The 23,793-nt window shown below is 75.3% G+C and carries 24 protein-coding genes; 10 read left to right on the top strand and 14 right to left on the bottom strand.

Features of this window, described 5'->3' with window-relative positions; all coding sequences use genetic code 11:
* Positions 1–4: 4 nt before the first annotated feature.
* The 5 genes from ACI8AX_RS12470 to ACI8AX_RS12490 form a co-directional block, all read right to left on the bottom strand.
* The gene (locus ACI8AX_RS12470; RefSeq protein ID WP_456550137.1) at positions 5–706 is read right to left on the bottom strand and encodes an ABC transporter ATP-binding protein; all 702 of its coding nucleotides are present in this window, start codon (positions 704–706) and stop codon (positions 5–7) included.
* Positions 707–1,522, bottom strand: coding sequence for an ABC transporter ATP-binding protein (locus ACI8AX_RS12475; protein WP_456550138.1), 816 nt, complete (start codon positions 1,520–1,522; stop codon positions 707–709).
* Entirely contained in the window at positions 1,519–2,637 is a 1,119-nt protein-coding gene (locus ACI8AX_RS12480; RefSeq protein ID WP_456550139.1) for a branched-chain amino acid ABC transporter permease, read from the bottom strand. Before ACI8AX_RS12480 ends, ACI8AX_RS12475 begins: the two co-directional genes overlap by 4 nt.
* Positions 2,634–3,521, bottom strand: coding sequence for a branched-chain amino acid ABC transporter permease (locus tag ACI8AX_RS12485; RefSeq protein WP_456550140.1), 888 nt, complete (start codon positions 3,519–3,521; stop codon positions 2,634–2,636). The genes ACI8AX_RS12480 and ACI8AX_RS12485 overlap by 4 nt, the downstream gene beginning before the upstream one ends.
* Positions 3,522–3,622: 101 nt before the next feature.
* Positions 3,623–4,846 carry an ABC transporter substrate-binding protein gene (locus ACI8AX_RS12490; protein ID WP_456550141.1) on the bottom strand — a complete coding sequence of 408 codons (1,224 nt, stop codon included), beginning with the start codon at positions 4,844–4,846 and terminating at the stop codon, positions 3,623–3,625.
* A 179-nt stretch (positions 4,847–5,025) separates the two neighbouring features.
* Between ACI8AX_RS12490 and ACI8AX_RS12495 the strand changes: the two genes are divergently transcribed.
* Complete coding sequence (locus tag ACI8AX_RS12495; protein ID WP_456550142.1) at positions 5,026–5,880, top strand: PaaX family transcriptional regulator; 855 nt, start codon at positions 5,026–5,028, stop codon at positions 5,878–5,880.
* Between the two features lie 19 nt (positions 5,881–5,899).
* Here ACI8AX_RS12495 and ACI8AX_RS12500 read toward each other — a convergent pair whose 3' ends face one another.
* From ACI8AX_RS12500 to ACI8AX_RS12510, 3 genes are all read right to left on the bottom strand, one after another.
* Positions 5,900–6,448 (bottom strand): DUF6158 family protein, encoded by a 549-nt coding sequence (locus ACI8AX_RS12500; protein WP_456550143.1) that lies wholly within the window; start codon positions 6,446–6,448, stop codon positions 5,900–5,902.
* Positions 6,449–6,584: 136 nt separating this feature from the next.
* A complete protein-coding gene (locus tag ACI8AX_RS12505; protein ID WP_456550144.1) occupies positions 6,585–7,316 on the bottom strand; it encodes an alpha/beta fold hydrolase in 732 nt (243 codons plus the stop codon).
* Between the two features lie 56 nt (positions 7,317–7,372).
* Complete coding sequence (locus ACI8AX_RS12510) at positions 7,373–8,176, bottom strand: PaaX family transcriptional regulator (protein ID WP_456550145.1); 804 nt, start codon at positions 8,174–8,176, stop codon at positions 7,373–7,375.
* Between the two features lie 121 nt (positions 8,177–8,297).
* On the opposite strand from ACI8AX_RS12510, the gene ACI8AX_RS12515 reads away from it, so the two are divergent.
* From ACI8AX_RS12515 to ACI8AX_RS12545, 7 genes are read left to right on the top strand one after another with little or no spacing between them, the layout of a single operon-like run.
* Positions 8,298–9,872 (top strand): FAD-dependent monooxygenase, encoded by a 1,575-nt coding sequence (locus ACI8AX_RS12515; RefSeq protein ID WP_456550146.1) that lies wholly within the window; start codon positions 8,298–8,300, stop codon positions 9,870–9,872.
* An 8-nt stretch (positions 9,873–9,880) separates the two neighbouring features.
* Positions 9,881–11,926, top strand: a complete 2,046-nt coding sequence (locus ACI8AX_RS12520) for an acetate--CoA ligase family protein (protein WP_456550147.1) — start codon at positions 9,881–9,883, stop codon at positions 11,924–11,926.
* Between the two features lies 1 nt (position 11,927).
* Positions 11,928–13,613: a (2,3-dihydroxybenzoyl)adenylate synthase gene (locus ACI8AX_RS12525; protein WP_456550148.1), complete on the top strand. Its 1,686-nt coding sequence runs from the start codon at positions 11,928–11,930 to the stop codon at positions 13,611–13,613.
* Positions 13,610–14,050, top strand: coding sequence for a hypothetical protein (locus ACI8AX_RS12530; RefSeq protein ID WP_456550149.1), 441 nt, complete (start codon positions 13,610–13,612; stop codon positions 14,048–14,050). The genes ACI8AX_RS12525 and ACI8AX_RS12530 overlap by 4 nt, the downstream gene beginning before the upstream one ends.
* Complete coding sequence (locus ACI8AX_RS12535) at positions 14,050–14,871, top strand: fumarylacetoacetate hydrolase family protein (protein ID WP_456550150.1); 822 nt, start codon at positions 14,050–14,052, stop codon at positions 14,869–14,871. Before ACI8AX_RS12530 ends, ACI8AX_RS12535 begins: the two co-directional genes overlap by 1 nt.
* Complete coding sequence (locus ACI8AX_RS12540) at positions 14,868–15,551, top strand: maleylpyruvate isomerase family mycothiol-dependent enzyme (protein ID WP_456550151.1); 684 nt, start codon at positions 14,868–14,870, stop codon at positions 15,549–15,551. Before ACI8AX_RS12535 ends, ACI8AX_RS12540 begins: the two co-directional genes overlap by 4 nt.
* A 23-nt stretch (positions 15,552–15,574) precedes the next feature.
* A complete protein-coding gene (locus tag ACI8AX_RS12545) occupies positions 15,575–16,435 on the top strand; it encodes an amidohydrolase family protein (protein ID WP_456550152.1) in 861 nt (286 codons plus the stop codon).
* A 55-nt stretch (positions 16,436–16,490) separates the two neighbouring features.
* Here the strand turns inward: ACI8AX_RS12545 and ACI8AX_RS12550 are convergent, their stop codons facing one another.
* The 6 genes from ACI8AX_RS12550 to ACI8AX_RS12575 form a co-directional block, all read right to left on the bottom strand.
* Positions 16,491–17,558, bottom strand: a complete 1,068-nt coding sequence (locus tag ACI8AX_RS12550) for a DNA polymerase domain-containing protein (RefSeq protein ID WP_456550153.1) — start codon at positions 17,556–17,558, stop codon at positions 16,491–16,493.
* Positions 17,559–17,591: 33 nt separating this feature from the next.
* Positions 17,592–19,154 (bottom strand): alpha/beta hydrolase, encoded by a 1,563-nt coding sequence (locus ACI8AX_RS12555; protein ID WP_456550154.1) that lies wholly within the window; start codon positions 19,152–19,154, stop codon positions 17,592–17,594.
* Between the two features lie 83 nt (positions 19,155–19,237).
* On the bottom strand, positions 19,238–19,393 hold the full coding sequence (locus ACI8AX_RS12560; protein ID WP_456550155.1) for a hypothetical protein: 156 nt from the start codon (positions 19,391–19,393) through the stop codon (positions 19,238–19,240).
* A gap of 10 nt (positions 19,394–19,403) precedes the next feature.
* On the bottom strand, positions 19,404–20,135 hold the full coding sequence (locus ACI8AX_RS12565; protein WP_456550156.1) for a class E sortase: 732 nt from the start codon (positions 20,133–20,135) through the stop codon (positions 19,404–19,406).
* Positions 20,132–21,202 (bottom strand): ATP-dependent DNA ligase, encoded by a 1,071-nt coding sequence (locus tag ACI8AX_RS12570; RefSeq protein WP_456550157.1) that lies wholly within the window; start codon positions 21,200–21,202, stop codon positions 20,132–20,134. Before ACI8AX_RS12570 ends, ACI8AX_RS12565 begins: the two co-directional genes overlap by 4 nt.
* A gap of 5 nt (positions 21,203–21,207) precedes the next feature.
* Positions 21,208–21,888: a signal peptidase I gene (locus ACI8AX_RS12575; protein ID WP_456550158.1), complete on the bottom strand. Its 681-nt coding sequence runs from the start codon at positions 21,886–21,888 to the stop codon at positions 21,208–21,210.
* 84 nt (positions 21,889–21,972) lie between these two features.
* Here ACI8AX_RS12575 and ACI8AX_RS12580 point away from each other — a divergent pair, with 84 nt between their 5' ends.
* Both ACI8AX_RS12580 and ACI8AX_RS12585 read left to right on the top strand, forming a co-directional pair.
* The gene (locus tag ACI8AX_RS12580; RefSeq protein WP_456550159.1) at positions 21,973–23,058 is read left to right on the top strand and encodes a hypothetical protein; all 1,086 of its coding nucleotides are present in this window, start codon (positions 21,973–21,975) and stop codon (positions 23,056–23,058) included.
* Positions 23,055–23,792 carry a hypothetical protein gene (locus tag ACI8AX_RS12585; RefSeq protein WP_456550160.1) on the top strand — a complete coding sequence of 246 codons (738 nt, stop codon included), beginning with the start codon at positions 23,055–23,057 and terminating at the stop codon, positions 23,790–23,792. The genes ACI8AX_RS12580 and ACI8AX_RS12585 overlap by 4 nt, the downstream gene beginning before the upstream one ends.
* Position 23,793 lies beyond the last annotated feature (1 nt).

Raw genomic sequence — 23,793 nt, forward strand, 5'->3', positions numbered from 1 at the left:
GCCCTCAGGCCACGCCGAGCAGCGCGTGCGCCACCGAGGAGTCCTTGCGGAACTCCAGGGTGGGGGAGCGGTGCACGATCCGGCCCTTGTCCATGACGGCGATCTCGTCGGCGACGGCGAAGGCCAGGTGCAGGTCCTGCTCGACGACGAGCAGGGTGACGCCCTCGGCCTTCATGCCGCCGATCGCCTCCCCGATGAGGTCGACGACCGCCGGCGCCAGCCCGTCGGAGGGCTCGTCCATGAGGACGAGGCGGGGGTTGGTCAGCAGGGCGCGGGCGATGGCGAGCATCTGCTGCTCGCCGCCGGAGAGCTGACCGGCCTCGTGCCTGCGCCGCTCGCCGAGGCGGGGGAGCAGGTCGATCACGCGGCCGGTGTCCCAGGGGCCCTTGCCCCGGCCCCGGCGGGCGGCGAGGTCGAGGTGCTCGGTCACCGTGAGCGGCGCCCAGGTGCGCCGGCCCTGCGGCACGAGCGCGACACCGGCCCGGGCGATGACGTCGGGGCGCTTCCCGGTCAAGTCGCGGCCGTCGAGGGTGACCCGGCCCGCCGAGGGGGTCACCAGGCCCATGAGCGTGTTGATCAGGGTCGACTTGCCCACGCCGTTGCGCCCCAGCAGGCCGAGCACGCGGCCGGCGTCGAGGTCGAGGTCGACCCCCTGCAGGACGGTGCTGCGCTTGTAGCCGGACTCCAGTCCACGGACCTCGAGCACTCAGCCCACCTCCTGCCCGGCACGGGTCACCCCGAGGCCGGCGGCCTCGGAGGAGTCGAGGAACAGCGACTCGCGGCCGGTGCCGAGGTAGGCCTCCTGCACCGCCGAGCTGGCCCGCACCTCGTCCGGCGACCCGGTCAGCAGCAGCTTGCCCAGGTGCAGCACGGTCACCGAGGTGGCGAGGGCGAAGACGACGTCGAGGTCGTGCTCGACGATCACGAGGGTCACCGTCTCCGGGAGGGCCTTGAGCAGCCCGACCAGGCGGGCGCTCTCCGCGGGGGACATGCCGGCGGCCGGCTCGTCGAGCAGCAGCAGCCGCGGCTCGCACGCCAGCGCGACGGCGACCTCCAGCTGCCGCCGCTCGCCGTGCGACAGCGCCGACACCAGCGCCCCGGAGCGCGCGGCCAGGCCGACGTCCTCGAGCAGCTGGTGGGCCCGCTCGCGGGTCGCCTTCTGCCGGCGGGGGACCAGGGAGTGGCGGCTGCCGCCGGGCTGGCGCTGGGCGGCCATCACCACGTTGCGCTCGACGGTCTGGCTGAGGAACAGGCTCGAGTGCTGCAGGGTCTGGCTGATCCCGCGGCGCGCCCGCTGGGCCTCGCCCAGCTTCGTGATGTCGGTGCCGTCGAGCGAGACGGTGCCGCTGGTGACCGGCATCGAGCCGGTCACGAGTTTGAACAGCGTGCTCTTGCCGGCGCCGTTCGGTCCGATCAGCGCGTGCCGCGCGCCGGCCGGGACCTGCAGGTCGACGCCGTCGACGGCCTTGAGCGCGCCGAACTGCCGGGTGACGCCGCGCAGCTCGAGCAGGGGGGTGGTCATGCCGGTCGCTCCTCGCTGCCGGGGGTGCTGCCGGGGGTGCTGCCGCTGCCGGGGACGGCGCCGTCGCCGGGGGTCCGTTCGCGTCGTCCCCGCCGCAGGCCGGTGAGCCCGGCCAGCCCGGCGAAGCCGCGGGGGAGGACGTAGACGGCGAGCACGAAGACGATGCCGAGCACGAGCGGGCCGTGCCCGCCGAGGTCGGGGCCGTAGTAGTCGCGGACCACGACGACGACGGCCATGCCGACCACCGGGCCCCACAGCGACCCGGCGCCGCCCAGGACGAGGGCCAGCAGGGTGATCGCGCTCAGCGCGAAGCCGGCGTCGCTGGGGTTGACGATCCGGTTCAGCTGGGCGAACAGCCCGCCGGCCACCCCGGCGAAGGCGCCGGCGAGCACGTAGGCCGCGTACTTGTACCGGAACGGCGAGTAGCCCAGCGAGCGCATGCGGGCCTCGTTGTCGCGGATGCCGCGCAGCGCCAGCCCGAACGGCGAGCGGGAGATCAGCCAGACGGCCGCGAAGGTGACGGTGAAGACGGTGAGGACGTACCAGTACCGGTAGCCCTCGAGGCGCAGGACCTCGCCGCCGATGCGGAAGTTCGGGATGCCGAAGAGCCCGTCGGACCCGCCGGTGACGTCGTCGAGCTGCAGCGCCAGCTGGGACGTGATCTCGCCGATGGCGAGGGTGAGCATGAGGAAGAAGACGCCGTCGCTGCGGACGACCAGCCACCCGGTGAGGACGGCGGCCGCGCCGCCCGCGACGGCGGCCGCCAGCACCGGCACGGGGGCGTTCGGCGTCCAGTGCTCGGCGACCAGCCCGGCGGTGTAGGCGCCGACGCCGAAGTAGGCGGCGTGGCCCAGCGACGGCAGGCCGGTGATCCCCACCAGCAGGTCGAGGCTGACGGCGAACAGGCCGAAGATCAGCACCCGGCTGAGGATCTGCGTCTCGTCGGGGCCGAACACGTAGGGCACCAGCGCCAGCAGGACGAGCGCGGCGAGCGCCGGTACGGCCCGCAGCGGCGCCCGGCCGCGCGGGCGGCGGGCGCCGCCCGACGGGCTGCTCCCGCCGCGAGCGGCCGCAGCCGCCGACGGCTCGGTGGACGGGCGGACGGAGGCGGTCATGACGCCACCTTCCTCGGGCCGAAGAGCCCGCGCGGGCGGACGATGAGGACCACGGCCAGGGCGCCGAAGAGGATGAACGAGGCCAGCTCGGGCAGCAGCGCCCGGCCGAGCGAGTCGACCTGCCCGATGACCAGGGCCCCGATCAGCGCGCCCTTGACCGACCCGAGGCCGCCGATGACGACGACGATGAGCGCGAGCAGCAGGACCGACTCGTCCAGGCCCGGGTCGACGCCGTAGACGGGGGTGCCGAGCACGCCGGCCACCATCGCCAGCGCCGAGCCGATGCCGAGGACGGCGACCTTGACCTTGCGGTTGTCGATGCCCATCGCCGAGACCATCTCCCGGTCGGCGACGCTGGCCCGGACCAGGGCGCCGACCGAGGTCTTCTCCACGACGAGGTAGACGACCAGGGCCAGGACCAGGCCGATGCCGATGAGGGCGAGGCGGTAGACGGGCAGGGAGCCGTCGCCGACGTCGACCCGGTCGTCCAGGCCCGGCGGCGGGGCGATGCTGTAGACGTCGTTGCCGTAGATGATCGACAGCACCTCGGCGACGATGAGCGAGACGCCCAGGGTGAGCAGCGCCTGGTCGAGGATCGGCCGCTTCGCCAGCGGTTCGGTCATCACCGACAGCGCGCCGCCGGCGACGAGGCCGAACACGGCGGCCAGGGCGAGTGCGCCCAGGAAGCCGCCCCAGGTGACGCCGTCGTCGAGCAGCGAGTACGCCAGGTAGGTGCCGACGAGGTAGAAGGCGCCGTGGGCGAGGTTGAGCACGCCCATCATCCCGAAGACGATCGACAGGCCGACGGCGAGGATGAACAGCAGCGAGCCGATCGCGAAGCCGTTGAGGATGCTGACCAGGTTCTCGGAGAACCAGTCCGCCATGGTGGGAGCCTTCCCGGTCTACGGCCGTCCGGGGCCGGGTCGCCGACCCGGCCCCGGACGGGTGCCTGTGGCGGGGGGGAACCCCCGCCCGGACTCTGGCGTCAGACGGTCCCGTACTGCCCGAGCTCCTCGACGACGGAGTTGATCAGCGTGCCGCCCTCGTCGACGACCTCGCGCAGGTAGATGGTCTGGTTCGGGTTCTGGTCCTCGAACTCCCACGGCCCGCGCGGGCTGTCGTCGATCGTCCCGAGCCCGCCGAGCGCCTCGACCAGCGCCGGGCCGTCGGTGGCGCCGGCCTCGGCGAGGGCCTTGCTCAGCACGTTGGCCGCGTCGTAGGTCGACATGGCGAACACCGTCGGCAGCACGTCGTAGGCGCCCTGGTAGGCCTCGACGAACGTCCGGTTGGCCTCGTTGTCGATCTCGGTCGAGTACTGCAGCGTCGTCTGGATGCCCACGGCGTTGGCCCCCTGGCCCTGGAGCACGCTGCCCTCGGTGAGGAAGCCCGAGCCGTAGAGCGGGATGGTGTCCTTGAGGCCGAAGTCGGCGTACTGGTTGACGAAGCTGACGGCCTCGCCGCCGCTGTAGAAGCAGAACACCGCGTTCGCGCCGGAGGACTGCGCGCGCTGCAGGAACGGCTGGAAGTCCTGGGTGGTCCCGAACGGCGAGAGCGCGGAGCCGGCGACGGTGCCGCCCCCGGCCTCGAAGGCCTCGGTGAACGCGGTGACGTTCTCCTGACCGGCCGCGTAGTCCGGCGCCATGATGAAGACCGAGCCCACGTTCTGGCCGGCGAGGTACTCGCCCATCGCGTAGGAGTTCTGGGCGTTGGTGAACGACACCCGCCAGACGAAGTCCGTGCGGGCGTCGCCGGTGATGGCCACCGCGCCGGCGTTGCTGATGAGGAGCAGCTTCTCCTCCTCGGTGAACTGCTCGACGACGCCGAGGGCGGTCGCCGAGTTGACGATGCCGACGACCACGTCCACGTCGCCGATCAGCTGCTGGATCGCCGGCACGCCGGTGTCGGGGCCCTCGCCCTCGTCGGCGGTGACGGTCTCGACCGTCCAGTCGCCCATCTTCCCGTCGTTCTGCTGGAGCCAGAGGTCCCAGCCGTTCTTCATGTCGGTGCCCAGGGGCGTGTAGACGCCGGCCTGGGGGATCACGAGGCCGACGCGGATGGTCCCGCCGCCCCCGCCACCGCCCCCGCCGCCGCCGTCCCCGCCGTCGTCGTCACCGAGGCTGCCGCCCCCGCAGGCGGACAGCGCGAGCCCCCCGATGCCCACTCCGAAGGCGCCGAGCAGCTGACGACGGGACAGGTCCGGCACGGCCATGATGGTCTCCGCGAGGGTGCGCGACGTGCTACAGCTGCACGTCTGTCTTGAGGGATGCTGTAGAGCGCAACGGGCTGTGTCAAGCGCCACAGTCGATGGGCGCGACCCGTTACCGAGTCGTTGCCGACACGGGTCCCAGCCGTCCGGGGGACGCGGCGAGGGGGAGGGGGGATGCCACGATGGGGGACGTGGAGGCAGTCGGCGGTCCCTTCGTCACGCGTCGCCAGGAGCTGGGCGCGGCGAGTGCCCGCAGCCTGCTGCTGACCGTGCTCGGCGAGTTCGTGCTGCCCGCCGGGCGCCCGGTGTGGACGGCGACGCTCATCGAGCTGCTGGGCGAGCTCGACATCGCCGAGAAGGCCGCCCGCCAGGCGATCATGCGGACCGCGGACTCGGGCTGGATCGCGCCCTCGCGCGTCGGCCGGGAGACGCGCTGGTCGCTGACCGCGGCCGGCACGCGGCTGCTGCGGGAGGGCAGCGAGCGGATCTACGGCTTCGCCACCGACGAGCGCGAGTGGGACGGCCGCTGGCTGGTCGCGCTGGTCGGGGTGCCGGAGAACAACCGGGCCGTGCGCCAGCGGCTGCGCACGCAGCTGGGCTGGGCGGGGCTGGGGTCGCCCGCCCCCAGCACGTGGGTCACCCCCTGGACCGGCCGGGAGCCGGAGGTGCGCGAGGCGCTGGAGGAGCTGGGTCTGCTGGCCGGCAGCTGGACGTTCGCCGCCGCCGCCGGCCAGGTCGGGGACGAGCGCTCGCTGGCCCGGTCGGCCTGGGACCTCGACGACATCGAGGGCCGCTACGAGGACTTCCTCGACCTGGTGGGCCGGCGCCGGCCCCGCACCGACCGGCAGGCGCTGGTCGCCCAGGTGCGGCTCGTGCAGGAGTGGCGGCGCTTCCCGCTGCTGGACCCCGGCCTGCCCCGCGAGCTGCTGCCGCCGCGGTGGAGCGGCAACCGCGCGGCCGAGGTCTTCCGCGAGCGGCACGCCGCCTGGGCCGGTCGGGCCCAGGCGGCGTGGGCGGAGCTCGCCCGCGAGGGCTGACCGCACGCTGCCCGCCGGTCTACGCCGGGGCCGGGTGGGCGGCCAGCCAGGCGCGGCCCGCCTCGGTGATCACGCGGGCGTCCTTCTCCGCCTGCAGCAGCGGCGGGTCCGAGCGGTAGAGCCGGGCCACCAGGTGGTTGTCCGGGGCCAGCTGCCGGGCGATCTGGTGCGCCTCGAGCTTGTGCAGCCGCCCGTCGGGCGCCTCGGCGAAGCGCCGGAGCAGGGCCGCCTGGGCCTCCTCGGGGTCGCGCCGGTGCGCCGGGGCGGCGGGGGCGGGCTCCTCGTCGAGCAGCGCGGTGATCGCGCGGGTGAAGGTCTGCACCAGGTCGCGGATGCGGTCGTCGCGGGAGGGGGCGTCGGCGTCGCCGCCGGAGCCCTGCCAGGTGCGCTGCGGGTGGCGGCGCAGGTACTCCTGCTCCAGCTCCAGCATCCGCTCGGTGTGGGTGCGGAACTGGTCGGCGGTGCCGTGCAGGAACACCCAGTGCCGCATGGCGTGCGCGTGCACGCCCTGGCGCTCCAGCTCCTCGTCGGACAGCTCGCGGGCGGGGACGCCCGGTCGGTCGGTCATGGAACTCCTCGTCTCGGGTCCGTCCGCGCGGATCCGCGCGGATGTGATCCAGCTCTCATCGTGCTGTGGGTGGCCGGTGCTGTCACCCCGGGCGGGTGCCGCCGGGCCGTTGGTCCCGGTGCCGGGAGCGGCCGGCTCAGTCCGCCCCCACCGCGCGCAGGATGCCCGCCGCGAGCTCCGCCGGCCGGGTGAAGACCGACTCGTGGCTGCCCGGCACGGTCACCGGCGTCGCGCCGCAGCGGTCGGGGAAGCGCGGGGTCCAGGCGTGCTCGCCGGGCGGCAGTGCGACGTCCTCGGTCGAGTAGACGTAGTGCAGCGGGACGCCGAGCTCGCGGTAGGCGTTGCCGCCCACCGGCTCGTCGGTGAAGGTCCGGTAGGGCTGCGGGCGCAGCACGGAGTGGACGACGGCGGCGGTGGCCGGGTCGGCGTCGTTCATGAAGCCGTTCTGGAACACCTCGAGCGGCAGGGCGACGGTGTCGTCGTCCGACGCGGCCGCCAGCGAGGCGAACAGCTCCTGGTAGGGCGGGGGCACCTCGTCGTACAGCGAGCGGCCGGCCTCGGGGACGAACGCGCTCCAGAAGACGACGCCGGCCAGCCGGTCGGCCAGCCGCGGCGCGGCGCCGGCGACGACGTACCCGCCCCAGCTGTGCCCGACGAGGGTGACGTCGCGGCGGTCGGTCGACTCCACGTGGGCCACGAGGGCGTCGACGCAGTCGGCGAGCGTGACCCCGCGGGGGTCGTCGTCGACGGCGAGCCCCGGGCTGGTGACGGTGCTGACCCGGTGCCCGGCCGCGCGCAGCCGCGCGGCCACCGGCTGCCAGGACCACCCGCCGTGCCACGCGCCGTGCTGCAGGACGAAGTCCGCCATGTCCGTTCCTCCTCGTCGAGGGTGGACCGCGCCCGGCCGGACGCGGGTGGTGCAGGTCAGGTGTGCCGGTCGAGCACCTGCCGGACGAACCCGTCGGCGGGGGCCTCCAGCGCCGCGTGCGCGGCGAGGAAGAGGGCGTGCGCGCGGGCGCCGGGCCAGCCCTCGGGCAGCAGCTCACCGGGCAGGTCCGGGTCGCGGAACGGGAAGCGCCGGTAGGTGGAGATCAGCTCGATCCGCCGGCGCAGCGCCTCCGCACCGGGCAGGGCCGCCAGCTCTGCGGCCGGGAGGAGCTGGTCGAGCTCGGCGACCAGGTCGGTGTAGTCGCGGCCGAGGGTGTCGAGGTCCCAGCAGCGGGCGGCCATCCGCCGGTCGGCCTCGCGGCCGCCGCTGCGGGCGGTGAGCAGCTCCACCCGGGTCGCCGACGTGCCGGCGAGGGCCTCCTCCGCGGCCGCCAGCCGCGGGTGCGGGCTCAGCCACACCGACGGCGCGAGGGGGCCGAACCCCAGCCAGGACAGCGCCCGGCGCACCCGCTCCCGCTCGGCGCGCTCGGCCTCGGGGACGGCGTAGAGCACCATCCGCCACTCGCCGTCCCAGCCGGCGTTCCCGCGGTCGAGGATCCGGTCGCGCCCCTCGTCGAGCAGGCGCCAGCTCTTCTCGGTCAGCGCATAGACGGTCTGCCGCCCCTCGCGGCGGGTGGCGAACCAGCCCTCGCGGCGCATCCGGGACAGCACGACCCGCGCGGTGCTCTCGCCGATGCCGAAGACGCCGAGCAGCTCGGCCAGCGCCTGCATGCGCACGACCCCGCCGCAGTAGCGCAGGTGGTCGCCGAAGAGGTCGAAGACGACCGAGCGGGGCCTCACCTCGCTGCGCCTCCCGGGTCGAGGGACTCTGTCGCGGCGGCCCCAATGTGTGCCACAGTGGCGTCGTCCGTCAAGCAAGTGACACATGTTGCCGTCGGAGTCGGACGAGGGGGATCGGTCGATGCGGATCGCGGTGCTCGGCGGCGGCCCCGGCGGCCTGTTCGCGGCCGCACTCGCCCGGACGTCGGACCCCTCCCGCGAGGTCACCGTGTTCGAGCGCAACCGGGCGGAGGACACCTTCGGCTTCGGCGTCGTCTTCTCCGACGCAACGCTCGCCGGGATCCACGCCGCCGACCCGGTGCTGCGGACCGCGCTGACCGAGCACGGCGTGCACTGGGACCCGATCGAGGTCCGGCTGCACGGCGAGCGGCTGTCGTGCGGGGGCAACGGCATGGCCGCCGTCGAGCGGCGGATCCTGCTGCGCCTGCTCCAGGAGCGGGCGATCGCGGCCGGCGTCGACGTCCGCTTCTCCGCCGAGGCCGACCCCGACGCGCTGCTCGCGGCCGGGTACGACCTGGTGGTCGCCGCGGACGGCGCCAACTCCCGGCTGCGCAACCGCTTCCCCGACGTCTTCGGCGCCACGGTGGAGACGGCGACGGCGAAGTTCGTCTGGCTCGGCACGACGTACCCGTTCGACGGGCTGACCTTCGTGCACGAGCGGGGTCCGCACGGCGTGTTCGCGGTGCACGGCTACCCGATCGGCAACGGGGTCTCGACCTTCATCGTGGAGACCGACGAGGCGTCGTGGCGGGCCGCCGGCCTCGACGCGTTCGACGTCACGCAGCCGCCCGGCCCCAGCGACGAGCGCACCCGGGACTACCTGCAGGAGCTGTTCGCCGAGGCGATCGACGGCGCCCCGCTGCTGGTGAACAACTCCCGCTGGGCCAACTTCCGCACGTTGCGGACCGCCCGCTGGACGCACCGGGTGGGCGGCACGGGCATCGCCCTGCTCGGCGACGCCGCCCACACCGCCCACTTCTCCGTCGGCTCCGGCACCAAGATGGCGATGGAGGACGCGATCGCCCTGGTCGCCGCGCTGGACGCCCACCCCGGCGGCTCCGCCGACGACGTCGACGCCGCCCTGGCCGCCTACGCCGAGACGCGCCGGCCGCAGGTGGCGAAGATCCAGGACTCCGCGCGGCCGAGCCTCTCCTGGTGGGAGCACTTCGGTCGCAGCCACGACGCGCTGCCCCCGTGGCAGTTCGCCTACCACTTCTTCACCCGGAGCCTCCCCGACGCCAAGCTGCGCCGGCGCGACGCCGGCTTCGTCGACGACGTGCACCGCGCGTGGGAGGCCGAGCACGGGGCGCCGCCGCTGGACAGCCCCGTCGAGGTCGCGGGGCACCGGCTGCCCGGCCGCGTGGTCGACGTCCGCGACGGCGCGGTGCTGCTGCCCGGCGGTGCGCTGCCGCTGCGGACCGCCGCGGGTGCCGCCGCCGGCCCGTGGGGGCTGGCGGTGACCGCCCCGGACGACGAGGCCGGGATGGCGGGCGCGCTGGCCGCCGTGGCGGAGGGGACGGCGGCCGGAGCGGCGCTGGTCGCGGTCTCCGGCGGGACGCCGCTGACCCGGCGGCTGCTGTGCGAGGCCGCCCGCCTGGAGCACCGCGTGCCCGCGCTGCTGGTGGAGGACGCCGACGACGACGCCCGGCTCACCGCCGTCCTGTCCGGCCGCACCGACCTCGTGGCCGCGCCGTGAGCCCTCCGATGCCGGGGGAGCAGGACCGGCTGGCGCCGCTGTTCGCCCCGCGCGGGATCGCCGTCGTCGGCGCCTCCCGGGACCCGGCCAAGCTCGGCGCGGTCATGACCCGCTCGCTGTCGGGGTTCCCCGGCCCGGTCGCCGGGGTCAACGCGCGCGACGTCGACCCCGCAGCCGGCCGGTACGCCTCGGTCGCCGACGCCGCAGCCGGCGCCGGTCCCATCGACCTGGCTGTGCTCTGCGTGCCCGCCGCCGTCTCCGCCCGGGCACTGGCCGACGCCGCCGCCGGCGGGGTGCGCGCCGCGCTGGTCTGCTCGGGCGGGTACGCCGAGGCGGGCGGGCCGGGCGTCGGGTTCCAGGCCGAGCTGGTCGCCGCGGCGGCCGACACCGGCGTGGCCCTGCTGGGCCCCAACACCTCCGGGTTCCTGGCGCCGGCCCGCGCGCTCACCGCCTCCTTCGTCCCCGGCGCCGCCGCGGTCGGCGCCGGGCCGGTCGCCGTCGTCGCGGCCAGCGGCGGGGTCAACCACGCGCTGGCCTTCCTGCTGGCCGAGGCCGGGCTCGGCGTCTCGCTGGCCGTCGGGCTGGGCAACGCCGTCGATGTCACCGCCGCCGACGTGCTGACCCACCTGGCCGGCGACCCCGCCACCCGCGCGGTCGCGCTGCACGTCGAGTCGGTGACCGACGGGCCGGCGCTGGTGGCGGCCGTCCGGGCGGCGACGGCCCGGGTGCCGGTGGTGGCGCTGGTCGTGGGCCGCAACGACGTCGCCGAGTTCGCCCGCTCGCACACCGGGGCGCTCGCGACGTCCTGGCGCACCACCCGTGCCGCGCTGCGCGCGGCCGGCGCCGTGCTCGTGGACGACGAGCGGCAGCTGGTCGACGCGGTCACCGCGCTCTCGGCGCTGCGCCTCGCACCCGCCCCCGACCCCGGCGTCGGCGTGGTCACTGCGCAGGCCGGGCCGGGGCTGCTGCACGTCGACGGCCTGCGCGGCCGCGGGGTCGCCGTCCCGCCGCTGGCCGGCCCCACCCGGGAGCGGCTGGCCGAGCTGCTGCCCCCGCTGACCTACCAGGCCAACCCGGTCGACACCGGCCGCCCCGGCCCGGGCTTCGCCGGCGTCCTCGCCGCGGTCGCCGAGGACCCGGCCGTCGACCTCGTCAGCGCCTACGCGCTGACCGAGCCCGACGCGCTGGACCTGCCGGCCGCGGTGCGCGCGGCCGGGGCCGGTCCGCTGGTCGTCGGCGTGGGCGGGCCGCCCGAGCAGGTGGCGCCCCAGCGCCGCGCGCTGCGGGAGCTCGGGGTGCCGGCGCTGACGAGCCCGGCCGCGCTGACCGCCGCGGTCGCCGCGCTGGTCGACGACGCCCGGGGCCGCGCCACGGCGGGCGCCCCGGTCGCGGTGCCGGGCCCGGGCGCGCCGCTCACCCGGGACCTCGACGAGGACGAGGCCAAGACGCTGCTCGGCGGCCTCGGCGTGCCCTGTCCGCCGCGGCGGGCCTGCGCCGACCGGGCCGCCGCGCACACCGCGCTGGCCGAGCTGCCGGGACCGGTCGCCGTGAAGCTGCTCGACGCCGCGGTGACGCACAAGACCGACGTCGGCGGCGTGGTGCTGGGGGTCGGGAACCCGGCGGCGCTCGACGCCGCCCTCGACGCCCTCGAGGCCGCCGGCGCGACCCGCTTCCTCGTCGAGTCGATGGCCCCGCCCGGGGTCGACCTGATCGCCGGCGCCACGCGCGACCCGGTGTTCGGCCCGACCGTGCTGCTCGGGCTGGGCGGCGTCGTGGCCGAGGCGCTGGCCGACGTCGCCGTCGCCCCGGCGCCGCTGGCCCCCGAGGCGGCCGGTGCCCTGGCCGGCGAGCTGGCCGGCCGTGCCCTGCTCGACGGCTTCCGCGGCGGCCCGGTCGCCGACCGGGCCGCGATCGGCGCCGTGCTGGCCGCGCTCGGCGACCTGCTGGCCGCCCACCCCGAGGTCGGGTCCGTCGAGGTCAACCCGCTCCGGGTCACCGCCGATGGGCTGCTGGCCCTGGACGCCGTGGTGACCCTCGGACAGGAGGCGCGCTGACGTGGAGACGACCACCGCCACCCCGGTCGCCGCGGGCACCGTCCCGTGGCCGGAGGAGCTGGCCCGCGAGTACACCGACCGCGGCTGGTGGCGCGGCCGGTCGCTGGGCGCCGACCTGTACGAGGTCGCCGACACCCGCCCGGACGAGGTCGCGCTGGTCGACGGCGACGTGCGGCTGACCTCCGCCGAGCTGACGGCCCGCGCGGACGCCCTGGCCTCCCGGCTGGTCGACGACCTCGGGCTGCGCCGGGAGGACCGGCTCGTCGTCCAGCTGCCCAACTGCTGGGAGTTCGTCGTCCTCACGCTGGCCTGCCTGCGGGCCGGGATCGTGCCCGTCATGGCCCTGCCCGCCCACCGGCAGCACGAGCTCGCGTACCTCGTCGGGCACAGCGAGGCGGCCGCGATCGCCGTCCCGACCACGCTCCGGGGGTTCGACCACCAGGCGATGGCCGGTGAGCTGGTCGCCGGGTCGCAGACCCTGCGGCACGTGCTCGTGGTGGGGGAGGGGACCGGTCCCGGCAGCGTGGACCTCACCGCGCTGTGCGCCCCGCCGGCCGACGCCGCCGCCGAGCGGGCCCGCTGGGACGCCGACCCGCCGGGCAGCCGAGCGGTGGCGGTCTTCCTGCTGTCGGGCGGGACGACGGGGCTGCCCAAGCTGATCGCCCGGACCCACGACGACTACTCCTACAACGCCCGGCAGAGCGCGGCGGTGTGCGGCTTCGGCCCCGGCACCGTCTACCTCGTCGCGCTGCCGGCCTCCCACAACTTCCCGCTGGCCTGCCCGGGGATCCTCGGCGCGCTGCTGGCCGGCGGCCGGGTGGTGATGCTGCCGTCGCCGGAGCCGGAGCGGGCCTTCGCGACCGTCGCCGCGGAGGGCGTGACCGTGACCGCGGCCGTCCCGGCGGTGGCGCAGCGCTGGCTGGCCCACGCCGCCGAGGCGGGCGCGGGGCAGGTGGCCTCGCTCGAGGTGCTGCAGGTGGGCGGTGCGCGGCTGGCCGACGAGGTCGCCCGCCGGGTGCGGCCGGTGCTCGGGGCCACGCTGCAGCAGGTCTTCGGGATGGCGGAGGGGCTGCTCAACTACACCCGCCTCGACGACCCCGAGGACGTGATCTGCTCGACCCAGGGCCGGCCGATGAGCGAGGGCGACGAGGTGCGCGTCGTCGACCCCGACGACCGGGACCTGCCCGACGACGTGCCCGGCGCGCTGCTCACCCGCGGCCCGTACACCCCGCGCGGCTACTACCGGGCGCCGGAGCAGAACGCGCGCGCCTTCACCCCCGACGGCTGGTACCGCAGCGGCGACGTCGTCCGCCGCCGGCCCGACGGCAACCTCGTCGTGGAGGGCCGCGACAAGGACATGATCAACCGGGGCGGGGAGAAGATCAGCGCCGAGGAGGTCGAGAACGTCGTCTACACGCTGCCGCAGGTCGCACAGGTGGCCGCGGTGGCGATGCCCGACCCGGAGCTGGGCGAGCGCGTCTGCGTCTACGCCGTCCCCGAGCCCGGCGCGGAGCTGACCCTGGACGCCGTCCGCGCCGCCTTCGAGCAGGCGGGGGTCGCCCGGTTCAAGTGGCCCGACCGGCTGGAGGTGGTCGACGCCCTCGCGACCACGAAGGTCGGGAAGATCGACAAGAAGGCGCTGCGGGAGGACCTCGCCGCGCGGCTGGCGGGGAGGAGTGCACCGTGACCGCCACCCGGAGGACCCCCACCGCGGCGGCCGACTTCGACGGCCCCGGGCACCGGGCCCGGCTGGCCGGGCTCCACCGCGACCTCGCCGCCGTCGGCACGACCCCGCTGCGGACCACCCGCGGCGACCTCGTGCCGCACGTGCCGGCGCCACGGGCGGTGCCGCTCGCCCCCCGGCTGGCCTTCCACGGTTCCCAGAACGGCGCCGACACCCCGATGGCCCGGCGCGACGGCCCCGACATCCCGCTCGTGGCGCAGGCCGACCGGGGCTCCTCCGAGTTCGGCCCGGACGAGGTCCGCGACCGGCGGACGCCGGACCGCTCGAACTCGCAGCGGCTGTGGGGCCGGTCGGCCGGCTGCGACCTCGACCTGCTCACCTTCTCCGACGCCCCCGTCTTCGAGAAGTCCTCCCTCCTCCGCACGGAAGCGAGCGCCTGATGCGCCTGGCCACCATCCGTACCGCGACCGGCACCCGCGCCGTCCGCGTCGACGCCGACCGCGCCGTCGAGACCGGTCACACCGACGTCGGCGAGCTGCTGGCCCGGCCCGGCTGGCGGGCGCTCGCCGAGGCCGCCGACGGCCCGGCCCACGACCTCGGCGGGCTCGACCACGCGCCGGTCGTCCCGCGGCCGGGGAAGATCGTCTGCGTCGGGATCAACTACGGGGCGCACATCGCGGAGATGGGCCGGGAGACGCCGGAGTTCCCGACGCTGTTCGCGAAGTACGCCGAGGCGCTGGTCGGCGCGTACGACGACGTGGTGCTGCCGAAGGCGTCGCAGGCCGTGGACTGGGAGGGGGAGCTGGCCGTCGTCCTGGGCGACACGGTCCGGCACGCCGACGAGGCGGCCGCCGGCGCCGCCATCGCCGGGTACTCGGTCCTCAACGACGTCACCGCCCGTGACTGGCAGTACCGGACGCTGCAGTGGCTGCAGGGCAAGACGTTCGAGGCGACGACGCCCTTCGGCCCCGAGCTGGTCACCCCGGACGAGGCCGGCGAGGGTCTGGACCTGCGCTGCGAGGTCGACGGCGAGGTCGTGCAGTCGGCCAACACCGCCGACCTCGTCTTCGGTGCCGCCGCGACGATCGCCTACGTCTCGACGATCCTGACCCTGCGGCCCGGCGACGTGATCGCGCTCGGCACCCCGGGGGGCGTCGGCCACGCCCGCAAGCCACCCCGCTACCTCACCGAGGGGGCGGTGCTGACCACCTCCATCGCCGGGCTGGGGCAGTGCCGCAACACCTGCGTGGCGGAGAAGTGAGCGGCGTCCGGACCTGGTGGGCCGACGGCGAGCGCGCCGTCGGCACCGCGATGGGCCGGCTGGTCCCCGCCGACCACGCCGGCCCGTCGCTGCTGCCCGGGTGGACCCGGGCGCACGTGCTCGGTCACCTGGCCGGCAACGCCGAGGCGCTGGTCAACCTGCTGACCTGGGCGCGCACCGGGGTCGAGTCGCCGATGTACGCCTCGCCCGGGGCCCGGGACGCCGACATCGCCCGCCGGGCGGAGCTCCCGCCGGCCGAGCTGGAGGCCGAGGTGGTCGACGCGGCGCGGCGCCTGGCCGACGCCGTGGCCGCGATGCCCGAGCAGGCCTGGGACGTGCCCGTGCGGACGGCGCAGGGCCGGACCGTGCCGGCCTCGGCGGTGCTGGGGATGCGCGCCCGCGAGGTCTGGGTGCACGCGGTGGACCTCGACGCCGGGGTCGGCTTCGCCGACGTCCCCGACGGGGTGCTGGCCGACGTGGTCGACGAGGTGTTCGCCGCCTGGCAGCGCCGCGGGGAGGTCCCGCCCCTCACACTGTTCGCCGGGGACCGGGAGTGGGGCAGCGGGGAGCCCGCCGTCGCGGGGTCCCTGCCGGCGGTCGCCGGGTGGGTCACCGGACGGACGACGGGCGAGGGCCTGCAGGCCGACGGGCCGCTGCCCGCCCTCCCGCGCTGGGTCTGAACGAGAGAAGAGGTCAGCCGAGGATGCTCGACGGTCACGTCCTCGTGGACGCCCACGTCCACGTCCCGCACCTGGACACCCTCGCGCCCGCGTGGGTCGACTGGGCGCGGCAGTTCGGCCCCAGCGGCATCCTCGAGGAGATCTGGCGGCCCGACGGCACGCCCGACCCCGCGGCGCTGGACCGGCACATGGGCGACCAGGGGGTCGATGTCGCCCTGCTGTTCTGCGAGTACAGCCCCAAGGCCACCGGCTACCAGCGCTTCGACGACCTGCTGCCGCTCGTCGAGCACAACCCGCGGCGGTTCCGGCCGGTGGCCAACGTCAACCCGCACCTGCACTTCCCGATCGCGAAGGAGCTGACGAGGCAGCTGGACCTCGGCGCCGCGGCGCTGAAGATCCACCCGGTGCACGGGGGCTTCCGCGCCGACGACGCGGCGATGTACCCCGCCTACGCGGTCCTGGTCGAGCGGGGTGTGCCGCTGGTCGTGCACTGCGGGACCAGCACCTTCCCCGGCTCGACCAACGCCTACGCCGACCCCCAGTTGCTCGACGCGGTGATCCGGGACTTCCCGGACCTGCACGTCGTGCTCGCGCACGGCGGCCGCGGCTGGTGGTACGACGCCGCGGCCTTCCTCGCGGTCTCCAGGCCGAACGTGTGGATCGAGCTCTCCGGGCTGCCGCCGAAGCGGCTGCCCGAGTACTACGCGAAGTTCGACCTGGGACGGCTGGCCCGCAAGTTCATCTACGGCACCGACTGGCCCGGCGTCCCGGGGCAGGCCGCCAACGCCCGCGCCGTGGCCTCGCTCGGCATCCCCGAGGACGTCGTCCCGCTGGTCCTCGGCGGCAACGCGCTGCGCGTCTACTCCGGCCTCGACCCGGACTGACCGCCGAGGACCGCACAGCTCGAGCTCGGTCCCGCCGCCGCGGCCGTCCCTGGGGTCAGCCCTCCGTGGCGGCGGGCTTTCTCGCACGGCTGGGCTGGACCCGCATCGGTTCGCCCGGCATCTTCGGGTAGTCCGGCGGATAGGGCATGTCGCCCAGGCCCTGGTCGGCGGCCTGCCGCTCGGCCAGCTCCAGCAGCGGCTCGATGCCGAACGCGTGGTCGGCCAGGCCGGCGTGCTTGTCACCCACGGCCTTGAACCGCTCCGGCATGGTCAGCACGGTGAAGTCGGTCGGGTGGACGTCGGGCAGCTCGTCCCAGTCCAGCGGCGCCGACACCGGGGCGTGCGGCTTGGGCCGGATGGAGTAGGCGGAGGCGATCGTGCGGTCCCGGGCCATCTGGTTGTAGTCGATGAAGATCTTCTCGCCGCGCTCCTCCTTCCACCACGACATCGTCACGCGGTCGGGCAGGCGCCGTTCCAGCTCGCGGCCGAAGGCGATGACCGCCCGGCGCACCTCGGTGAAGGTCCACCGCGGTTGGATCGGCACGTAGATGTGCACGCCGCGGCCGCCGGAGGTCTTCGGCCAGCCCTGCATGCCGAACTCGGCGAGCAGCTCCCGCACGTGCGGGGCCACCCACACGGCGTCGGAGAAGTCGGTGCCCGGCTGCGGGTCCAGGTCGATGCGGATCTGGTTCGGCGACTCGACGTCGTCCTTGCCGACCGGCCACGGGTGGAAGGTCAGCGTGCCGAGGTTGGCGCACCAGGCGACCACGGCGACCGAGTCCGGCGCGATCTCGTCCGCCGTCCGCCCGCTGGGGAAGGTGATGTGCGCCGTCGGGACCCAGTCCGGGGCGTTCTTGGGCACCCGCTTCTGGTAGAAGGCGTCGCCGGTGTTGTCCATCCGCGTCGACAGCCGTGCGCCCTCGAACACCCCGCCGGGCCAGCGCTCCAGCGTGGTCGGCCGGTCCTTGAGGGCGAACAGGATGCCCTCGCCGACGCTGACGAAGTACTCGACGACGTCGATCTTGCGGATGCCCTGCTCGGCGAAGTACGGCTTCTCCGGGTTCGAGACGCGCACCTCGCGCCCGTCCACCTGCAGGACCACGGCGTCCTTGCTGGAGGCCATGCACGCCCTTCCGTCGAGGTCAGCCCGCCGGGCTCACGCCGGGCACGTCAGGCCATCCTGCGGGACGACGAGGTCGATCAGGTAGGCGTTGACCGCGCCTGTCACACAATCGGTCTTCGGGTAGGCGGTGTGCCCCTGCCCCTGCCAGGTGACCAGGACGCCGGACGTGAGGTCCTCGGCCATGTCCACCGATCCGGACAGCGGGGTGACCGGGTCGCCGGCGTTGCCCACCACCACGATCGGCGCGCTGCCCTCGGCGTCCCGCTCCGGCAGCGGGGTCCGCGGGGCGTCCCACACGCTGCACAGGTACAGCGCCGCCGCCGAGTCGGCGCCGAACAGCGGGTAGCGGAAGCCCCAGTCCGCGGCCAGCGCCGCCACCTGGTCGCGGCTGAAGGTGACGTCCTCGGGGGTGTCCGCGCAGTTGATCGCCAGGTTGGCGTCGAACAGGTTCGAGTAGCTGCCGTCGTCCTGCCGCTGGCTGTAGCTGTCGGCCAGGGAGAAGAGGCCGGCGGCGTCCCCGGCCTGGGCCGCGCGCAGCGCCTGCGACAGCTGCGGCCACGACGCCGGGTCGTACATCGCCGCGGTCACGGCGGTCATCACGACACCCGGGGTGGCCTGCCGCGTCTCGCCGGGCGCGCTGCTGGGGATCGGCGCCGCCCCGGCCTGGCCGAGCAGGTCGTAGACGAACTGCCGCGGGTTGTCGCCGACCGGGCAGCCGGAGATCAGGCCGGTGCAGCTGGCGGCGAAGGCGTCGAACCCGGCCTCCAGGCCGGCGGCGCCCGCCTCCGCGTTGGCCTGCGCGTCCGCGTCGGGGTCGACGGCGGCGTCCAGGACGAACGCGCGCACCTGCTCGGGGAACAGCTCGGCGTAGGTGGATCCCAGGGTGGTGCCGTAGGAGTAGCCGAGGAACGTCAGCTGCTCGTCACCGAGCGCGGCCCGCAGCCGGTCCATGTCCCGCGCGGTGTCGACGGTGTTGAAGGCGCCCAGCGCGTCGCCGTACGTGTCGGCGCACGAGGCCGCGATGTCGTCGTACAGGCCGAGGACGGCGTCGAGCTGCTCCTGCTGCACCGGCCGCGGCTCGTCGGCGAAGAACTGGTCCTTCTGCTCGTCGGTGAAGCACTCGACCGGCGTGGTCAGGCCGACGCCGCGCGGGTCGAAGCCGACGACGTCGAAGCGCCGCAGCACGTCCTCGGGCAGCGTCTGCGACAGGCTCAGCGCCGCGTCGGCGCCGGAGCCGCCGGGCCCGCCGGGGTTGACCACCAGCGACCCGATCTTGTCGGTCTGGCCGGGGAAGCGGGCGCGGATGACGAACATCGGCAGCGTCTCGCTGTCGGCCTCCTCGTAGCTGATCGGCACGTCGAGGTAGCCGCACTCGTAGGCCAGGGACCGCGGGTTGGCCACGCCGACGCCGAGGAGGTCGTCGGTGCAGTCCTGCAGCTCGATCGGCTCGACGTCCGTCGCCGCGGTCGTCGGCGCCGCCGACGTCGTCTCGGCGGCGGTGGTGTCGGCGTCGTCCCCGCCGCCGTCCGACGTGCAGCCGGTGAGGGCGAGGAGCAGGCCGGACGCGGCGGCCAGCAGACCGCGGGAGGCTCGCATGATCGACAAGGGTAGTTGAAGGACCTCCCTGCCCCCCATCGCTCGCAGGCTCGCGACGGGCCCCTGCAGGAGGGCCGACGGACCTAGTCCACCGTCACATCGGTGAACGGCAGCAGGTGCTCCACCCGCGGGAAGACGACGAACAGCAGCAGCGCGCTGACCGCCAGCACGAGCAGCAGCGCCAGAAACGCCTTGCTCCCCGTGCCGCCGGGCAGGCGCCGCCAGATCCACGAGTACACGGCCTCTACCTCAGCCTTCCTGCAGCGCGGGCGGTCCGTCGGGGGCGTCGGCGCGCATGACCGGGCCCCCGTCGAGGACCGCGTGGACGATGAGCCGCTGCCGTGCCGAGTACTCCGGGTGGCAGGTCGTCAGGGTCAGGTACGCGCCCGACGGCGGGACCTCCGGGGCGGCCAGCGGGGTGGGGGAGATCACCGAGACGTCGCTCGGCGAGACGATCTGCTGGCCGGGGACCGGGCCGGCGAAGTCGCCGGTCGCCGGGTCGCCCAGCACCCGGTACACGTACCAGGCGTCGGCGGTCTCGACGACGATCGGGTCGCCGGGCCGGAGCTCGTCCAGCTCCAGGAACGGCGAGCCGCGGCCGACGCGGTGGCCGGCGACGGCGAAGTTGCCCTGCTGGCCCGGCAGCGCCGTCCCGATGTAGTGGCCGGGGCCCTGCTCGAGCTCCGCGGCGCTGGTGCCCTCGACGACCGCCCGGTTCCAGCCGGCGCCCAGCCCCGGGATGTGCAGGAAGGCGAACGGCTCGCCGACCTCCGGGGTGATCGGCGCGGGCGTGCCGCCGGAGGCGGCGCCGTCCCACTCGTCGCGCAGCTCGTCGCTGAGCTCCTCCTGCGCCTGGCCGGCGAGGATGTCGGTGACGTACAGCTCGTAGACGACGAACAGCAGCAGCACGAAGCCGATCGTCAGCAGCAGCTGCCCGACGCCCCGCAGGCCCGTGCGGACCAGGTCCCCCGCGCGGCTCACCCGGCGAACACCTCGGCGAGGTCGTAGCGGACCGGGACGTCGAGCTGGTCGTAGGTGCAGCTGCGCGGCTCGCGGTCGGGGCGCCAGCGGAGGAACTGGCCGGTGTGCCGCAGCCGCCGTCCCTCCAGCTGGTCGTACTTGATCTCCACGACCAGCTCGGGCCGCAGCGGGACCCAGGAGAGGTCCTTGCCCGCGTTCCACCGGCTCTGCGCGCCCGGCATGCGGTGCTCGCCGTTCGTGTCGGTCTGTGCGTTGGCCCAGTCCTGCCACGGGTGCCCGTCGAGCGCCCTCGCCCGGTAGGGCTCGAGCTCCTCGACCAGCTCGGCGCGCCGGGCCATCGGGAAGGAGGCGGCGACGCCGATGTGCTGGAGGTCGCCCTCGGCGTTGTAGAGCCCGAGCAGCAGCGAGCCCACGATCGGCCCGCTCTTGTGCCAGCGGAAGCCGGCCACCACGCAGTCGGCGGTGCGGACGTGCTTGACCTTCGTCATCAGCCGCTGGTCGGGGCCGTAGGGCAGGTCGGCGGCCTTGGCGACCACGCCGTCCAGGCCGGCGCCCTCGAACTGCTCGAACCAGCGCTGGGCCGTCTGCGGGTCCCGGGTGACGGCGGTGGTGTGCACCTGGTCGGTGGTGCGGACGACCTCGGTCAGCCGGGCCCGGCGCTGCTCGAACGGCAGCTCCATCAGCGACTCGTCGCCGAGCGCGAGCAGGTCGAAGGCGACGAACGTGGCCGGCGTCTGCTCGGCCAGGAGGTTGATCCGGCTGGCCGCGGGGTGGATGCGCTGCAGCAGGGCCTCGAAGTGCAGCCGGTCCCCGGCGGGGACGACGATCTCGCCGTCGACCACGCAGCGCTCGGGCAGCGCGGCCTTCACGGCCTCGACGACCTCGGGGAAGTACCGCGTCAGCGGCCGCTCGTTGCGGCTGCCGAGCTCGACCTCGTCGCCGTCCCGGAAGACGATGCAGCGGAAGCCGTCCCACTTCGGCTCGTAGAACAGGCCCTCGGCGGTGGGCAGCTTCGTGGCCGCCTTGGCCAGCATCGGCTTGACCGGCGGCAGCACGGGCAGGTCCATGCCGGTCAGTCAAGCAGCCGGACCACCGGCGGCGGCACGGGGACGCGCGGGCGCGCCGCCCCGACCAGCAGGGTCCCCGGCTCCTCGGTCACCGGCGCCATGACCACGGTCCGCGCGGAGTCCGCGTCGACGTCCCCGTCCCCGTCCCCGTTGCCCGCCGCCACCGGCGCGTCCCCGCTGCGCTTCCCCGGGTGGACGGCGAGCAGCCCGCAGACGAGGACGACGAGCACGCCGACGCCCTTGGGGGAGTGCAGGAGCGCGATCAGCCGGCCGATCTCCGGGACGTCGAACCAGAGCGCGCCCTGCACGGCGGACGCCGGGACCGGCCGGCGGTCGGGGTCCTCGTTCGCGTCGCCCTTCGTAGTGAACACCGGCGCCCCGCCCGTGGCGTCGACCGCGACCACCCTGTGGGTGACCACGGCGGTCGGGTCGGACGGGTGTTGGAACGTGATGACGTCCCCGACCTCGACCGAGGCCGGGTCGACCGGTCGGATGAAGGCCATGCCGCCGACCGGCAGGCCCGGGGTCATGCTCCCCGACAGGACAGCGAGGGCCTGACCGCCGGTGACCGTCGGGTAGAGGGCCACGCCCAGGGCGGTCGCCGTCCCCGCCAGCAGGACCAGGCCGATCGCCCATGCCACGATCCGGCGGGCCGTCTCGAGCACGGTCGGCGCTGGGGAGGGCACGCTGCGAGTCTCGCGGGCGCGGGAGCGCGCGACATCATCGATTCTGACGATGTGCCGGGCGCCGGCCGACACGACGATCGCCAGGTGCGCCGTCCCCTGTACACCGCTGCCGTCGCCCTCGCGGCGACCGCCGGCGCCCTCGCGGTGGCCGCACCGGCCGCCGCGGACAGCGGCCTGGTCCCCGGCCGCACGCAGGACGTGCGGGTCGACCTCGATCGCACGGGCTGGGAGAGGGAGGTGCCGGAACTGCTCGAGGTCGCCGTCTCCGGCGTGGGCTCGCGCGAGAACGGCTGTCTCGACCCGGAGCGGGACATGGGTGACGGGTGTGCCGCCGAGGGTGTCGACCCGGCCGCCGACCCGGGGGAGCTCGTCGGGCAGCTGCGCGCCACGGTCGCCCCGGGGACCGTCGGCACCGGCGGCGGCTGCGCCCCGCTCGGGCCCCGGGTCGGGCTGCCCCTCGTCGCGCCGTCGACCCCGGCGGAGGGGGAGGAGCCGGTCCTCGAGTACCTCGAGCTCACCCTGGACGAAGGGGAGCGCTGGGACGACGTTACCTGCCTGGTCCTCGGGCTGACCTTCGACGACCTCGACGAGAACAACCTCGCCCAGTCCGACACCCTCGACCTCGAGCTCACCGTGTATGCCGAGTCGTCGGCGCCTGATCCCGTCGACCCGGAGGACCCGGACGGCGGTGGCGCCGCCGGCACTCCCGGCGGCAGCGGCACCTCGGGCCCCCCCGGTGGCAACGGCGGCGGGACGAACGGCGGCGGCAGCGGCAACGGCGGCGGCGGCAACGGCGGCGGCAACAACGGCGTCGGCGTCGGCAACGGGGGCCCGTCCGGAGCCGGCCCGGGCGGCGGCAACGGCCAGGGCACCCCGGTCCGCGGCGGCGGCCAGGGCACCACCCCCGGCGGCGCCGGGACCGTGATCGGCGTGTCCACGGCCTCGGTCACCGTGGACGACGGCGGTATGCGGTCCTCGACGGTGCGGGAGACCCAGCCCCAGACCCAGACCGAGCCACAGGCGGAGACGCGCACGCAGTCGCGGGCCGCCGGTCAGTCGCTGGGGGCCGCCGTCGTGTGGGCGGGCGGGCTCTTCCTGGGTGTCCTCGCGCTGGGCTGGTTCCTGTTCCTCGTGGTGCGCCGTCGGCGCCGGGCGGAGAGTGCGGCATGAGGCGGCAGACGCAGTGGGCCCTGGGCGGGGTCCTCGCCGGGACCGCCCTGCTCGGCGCCGGCACGACGCTGGCCACCTTCACCGACCAGGCGCAGTCGACCGCCACCGCCGGCGCGGCCTCCCTCGCGCTGCAGGTGACCTCGCCCGAGGGCGGGGACTTGCTGCAGGTCCACGAGCAGGACGCCGACGGCGCCCCGCTGCTGGTGACTGCCAGCGGGGTCGCCGGGCGGCTGCAGATCTCCCTCCCCGGGGTCGTGTGCGACGACCTGCCCGGCCTCGTCGTCTCCATCACGGGGCTGAGCGCGGGGACGGTGACCCCGACGCTCTGCGAGCTCACCGAGGGGCCCGTGGACCTCGGGCCGGTGGCAGCGGGCGGCACGCCGGTCTCGGTGCACGTCGCACGCGACCCCGCCGCTCCGCCGTCGCGGGCGGGCGCGAGCGCGTGGGTCGACCTGCGCCTGGCCCTCGTCCAGGACCCGGCCGGCCAAGGCCTCAGCGACGAGCGGACCGTGCGGGCCCACCTCGTCGTCCGCGGTGACCCCGCCGACGTGGAGCAGACGCCGGGGCAGCCGGCGACCCCTGACAACTCGGGTAGCCCGGGCAACTCGGGCAACCAGAACGGGAACCCGGGGAACCCGGGCGGGAACAGCGGCTCCACCGGGAACAGCGGCTCGACCGGGAACAACGGCCAGAACGGGACCGACAACGGCCAGGGCGGCGGTAAGAACCGCTGAA

The sequence above is a fragment of the Blastococcus sp. SYSU D00813 genome (assembly GCF_054050735.1).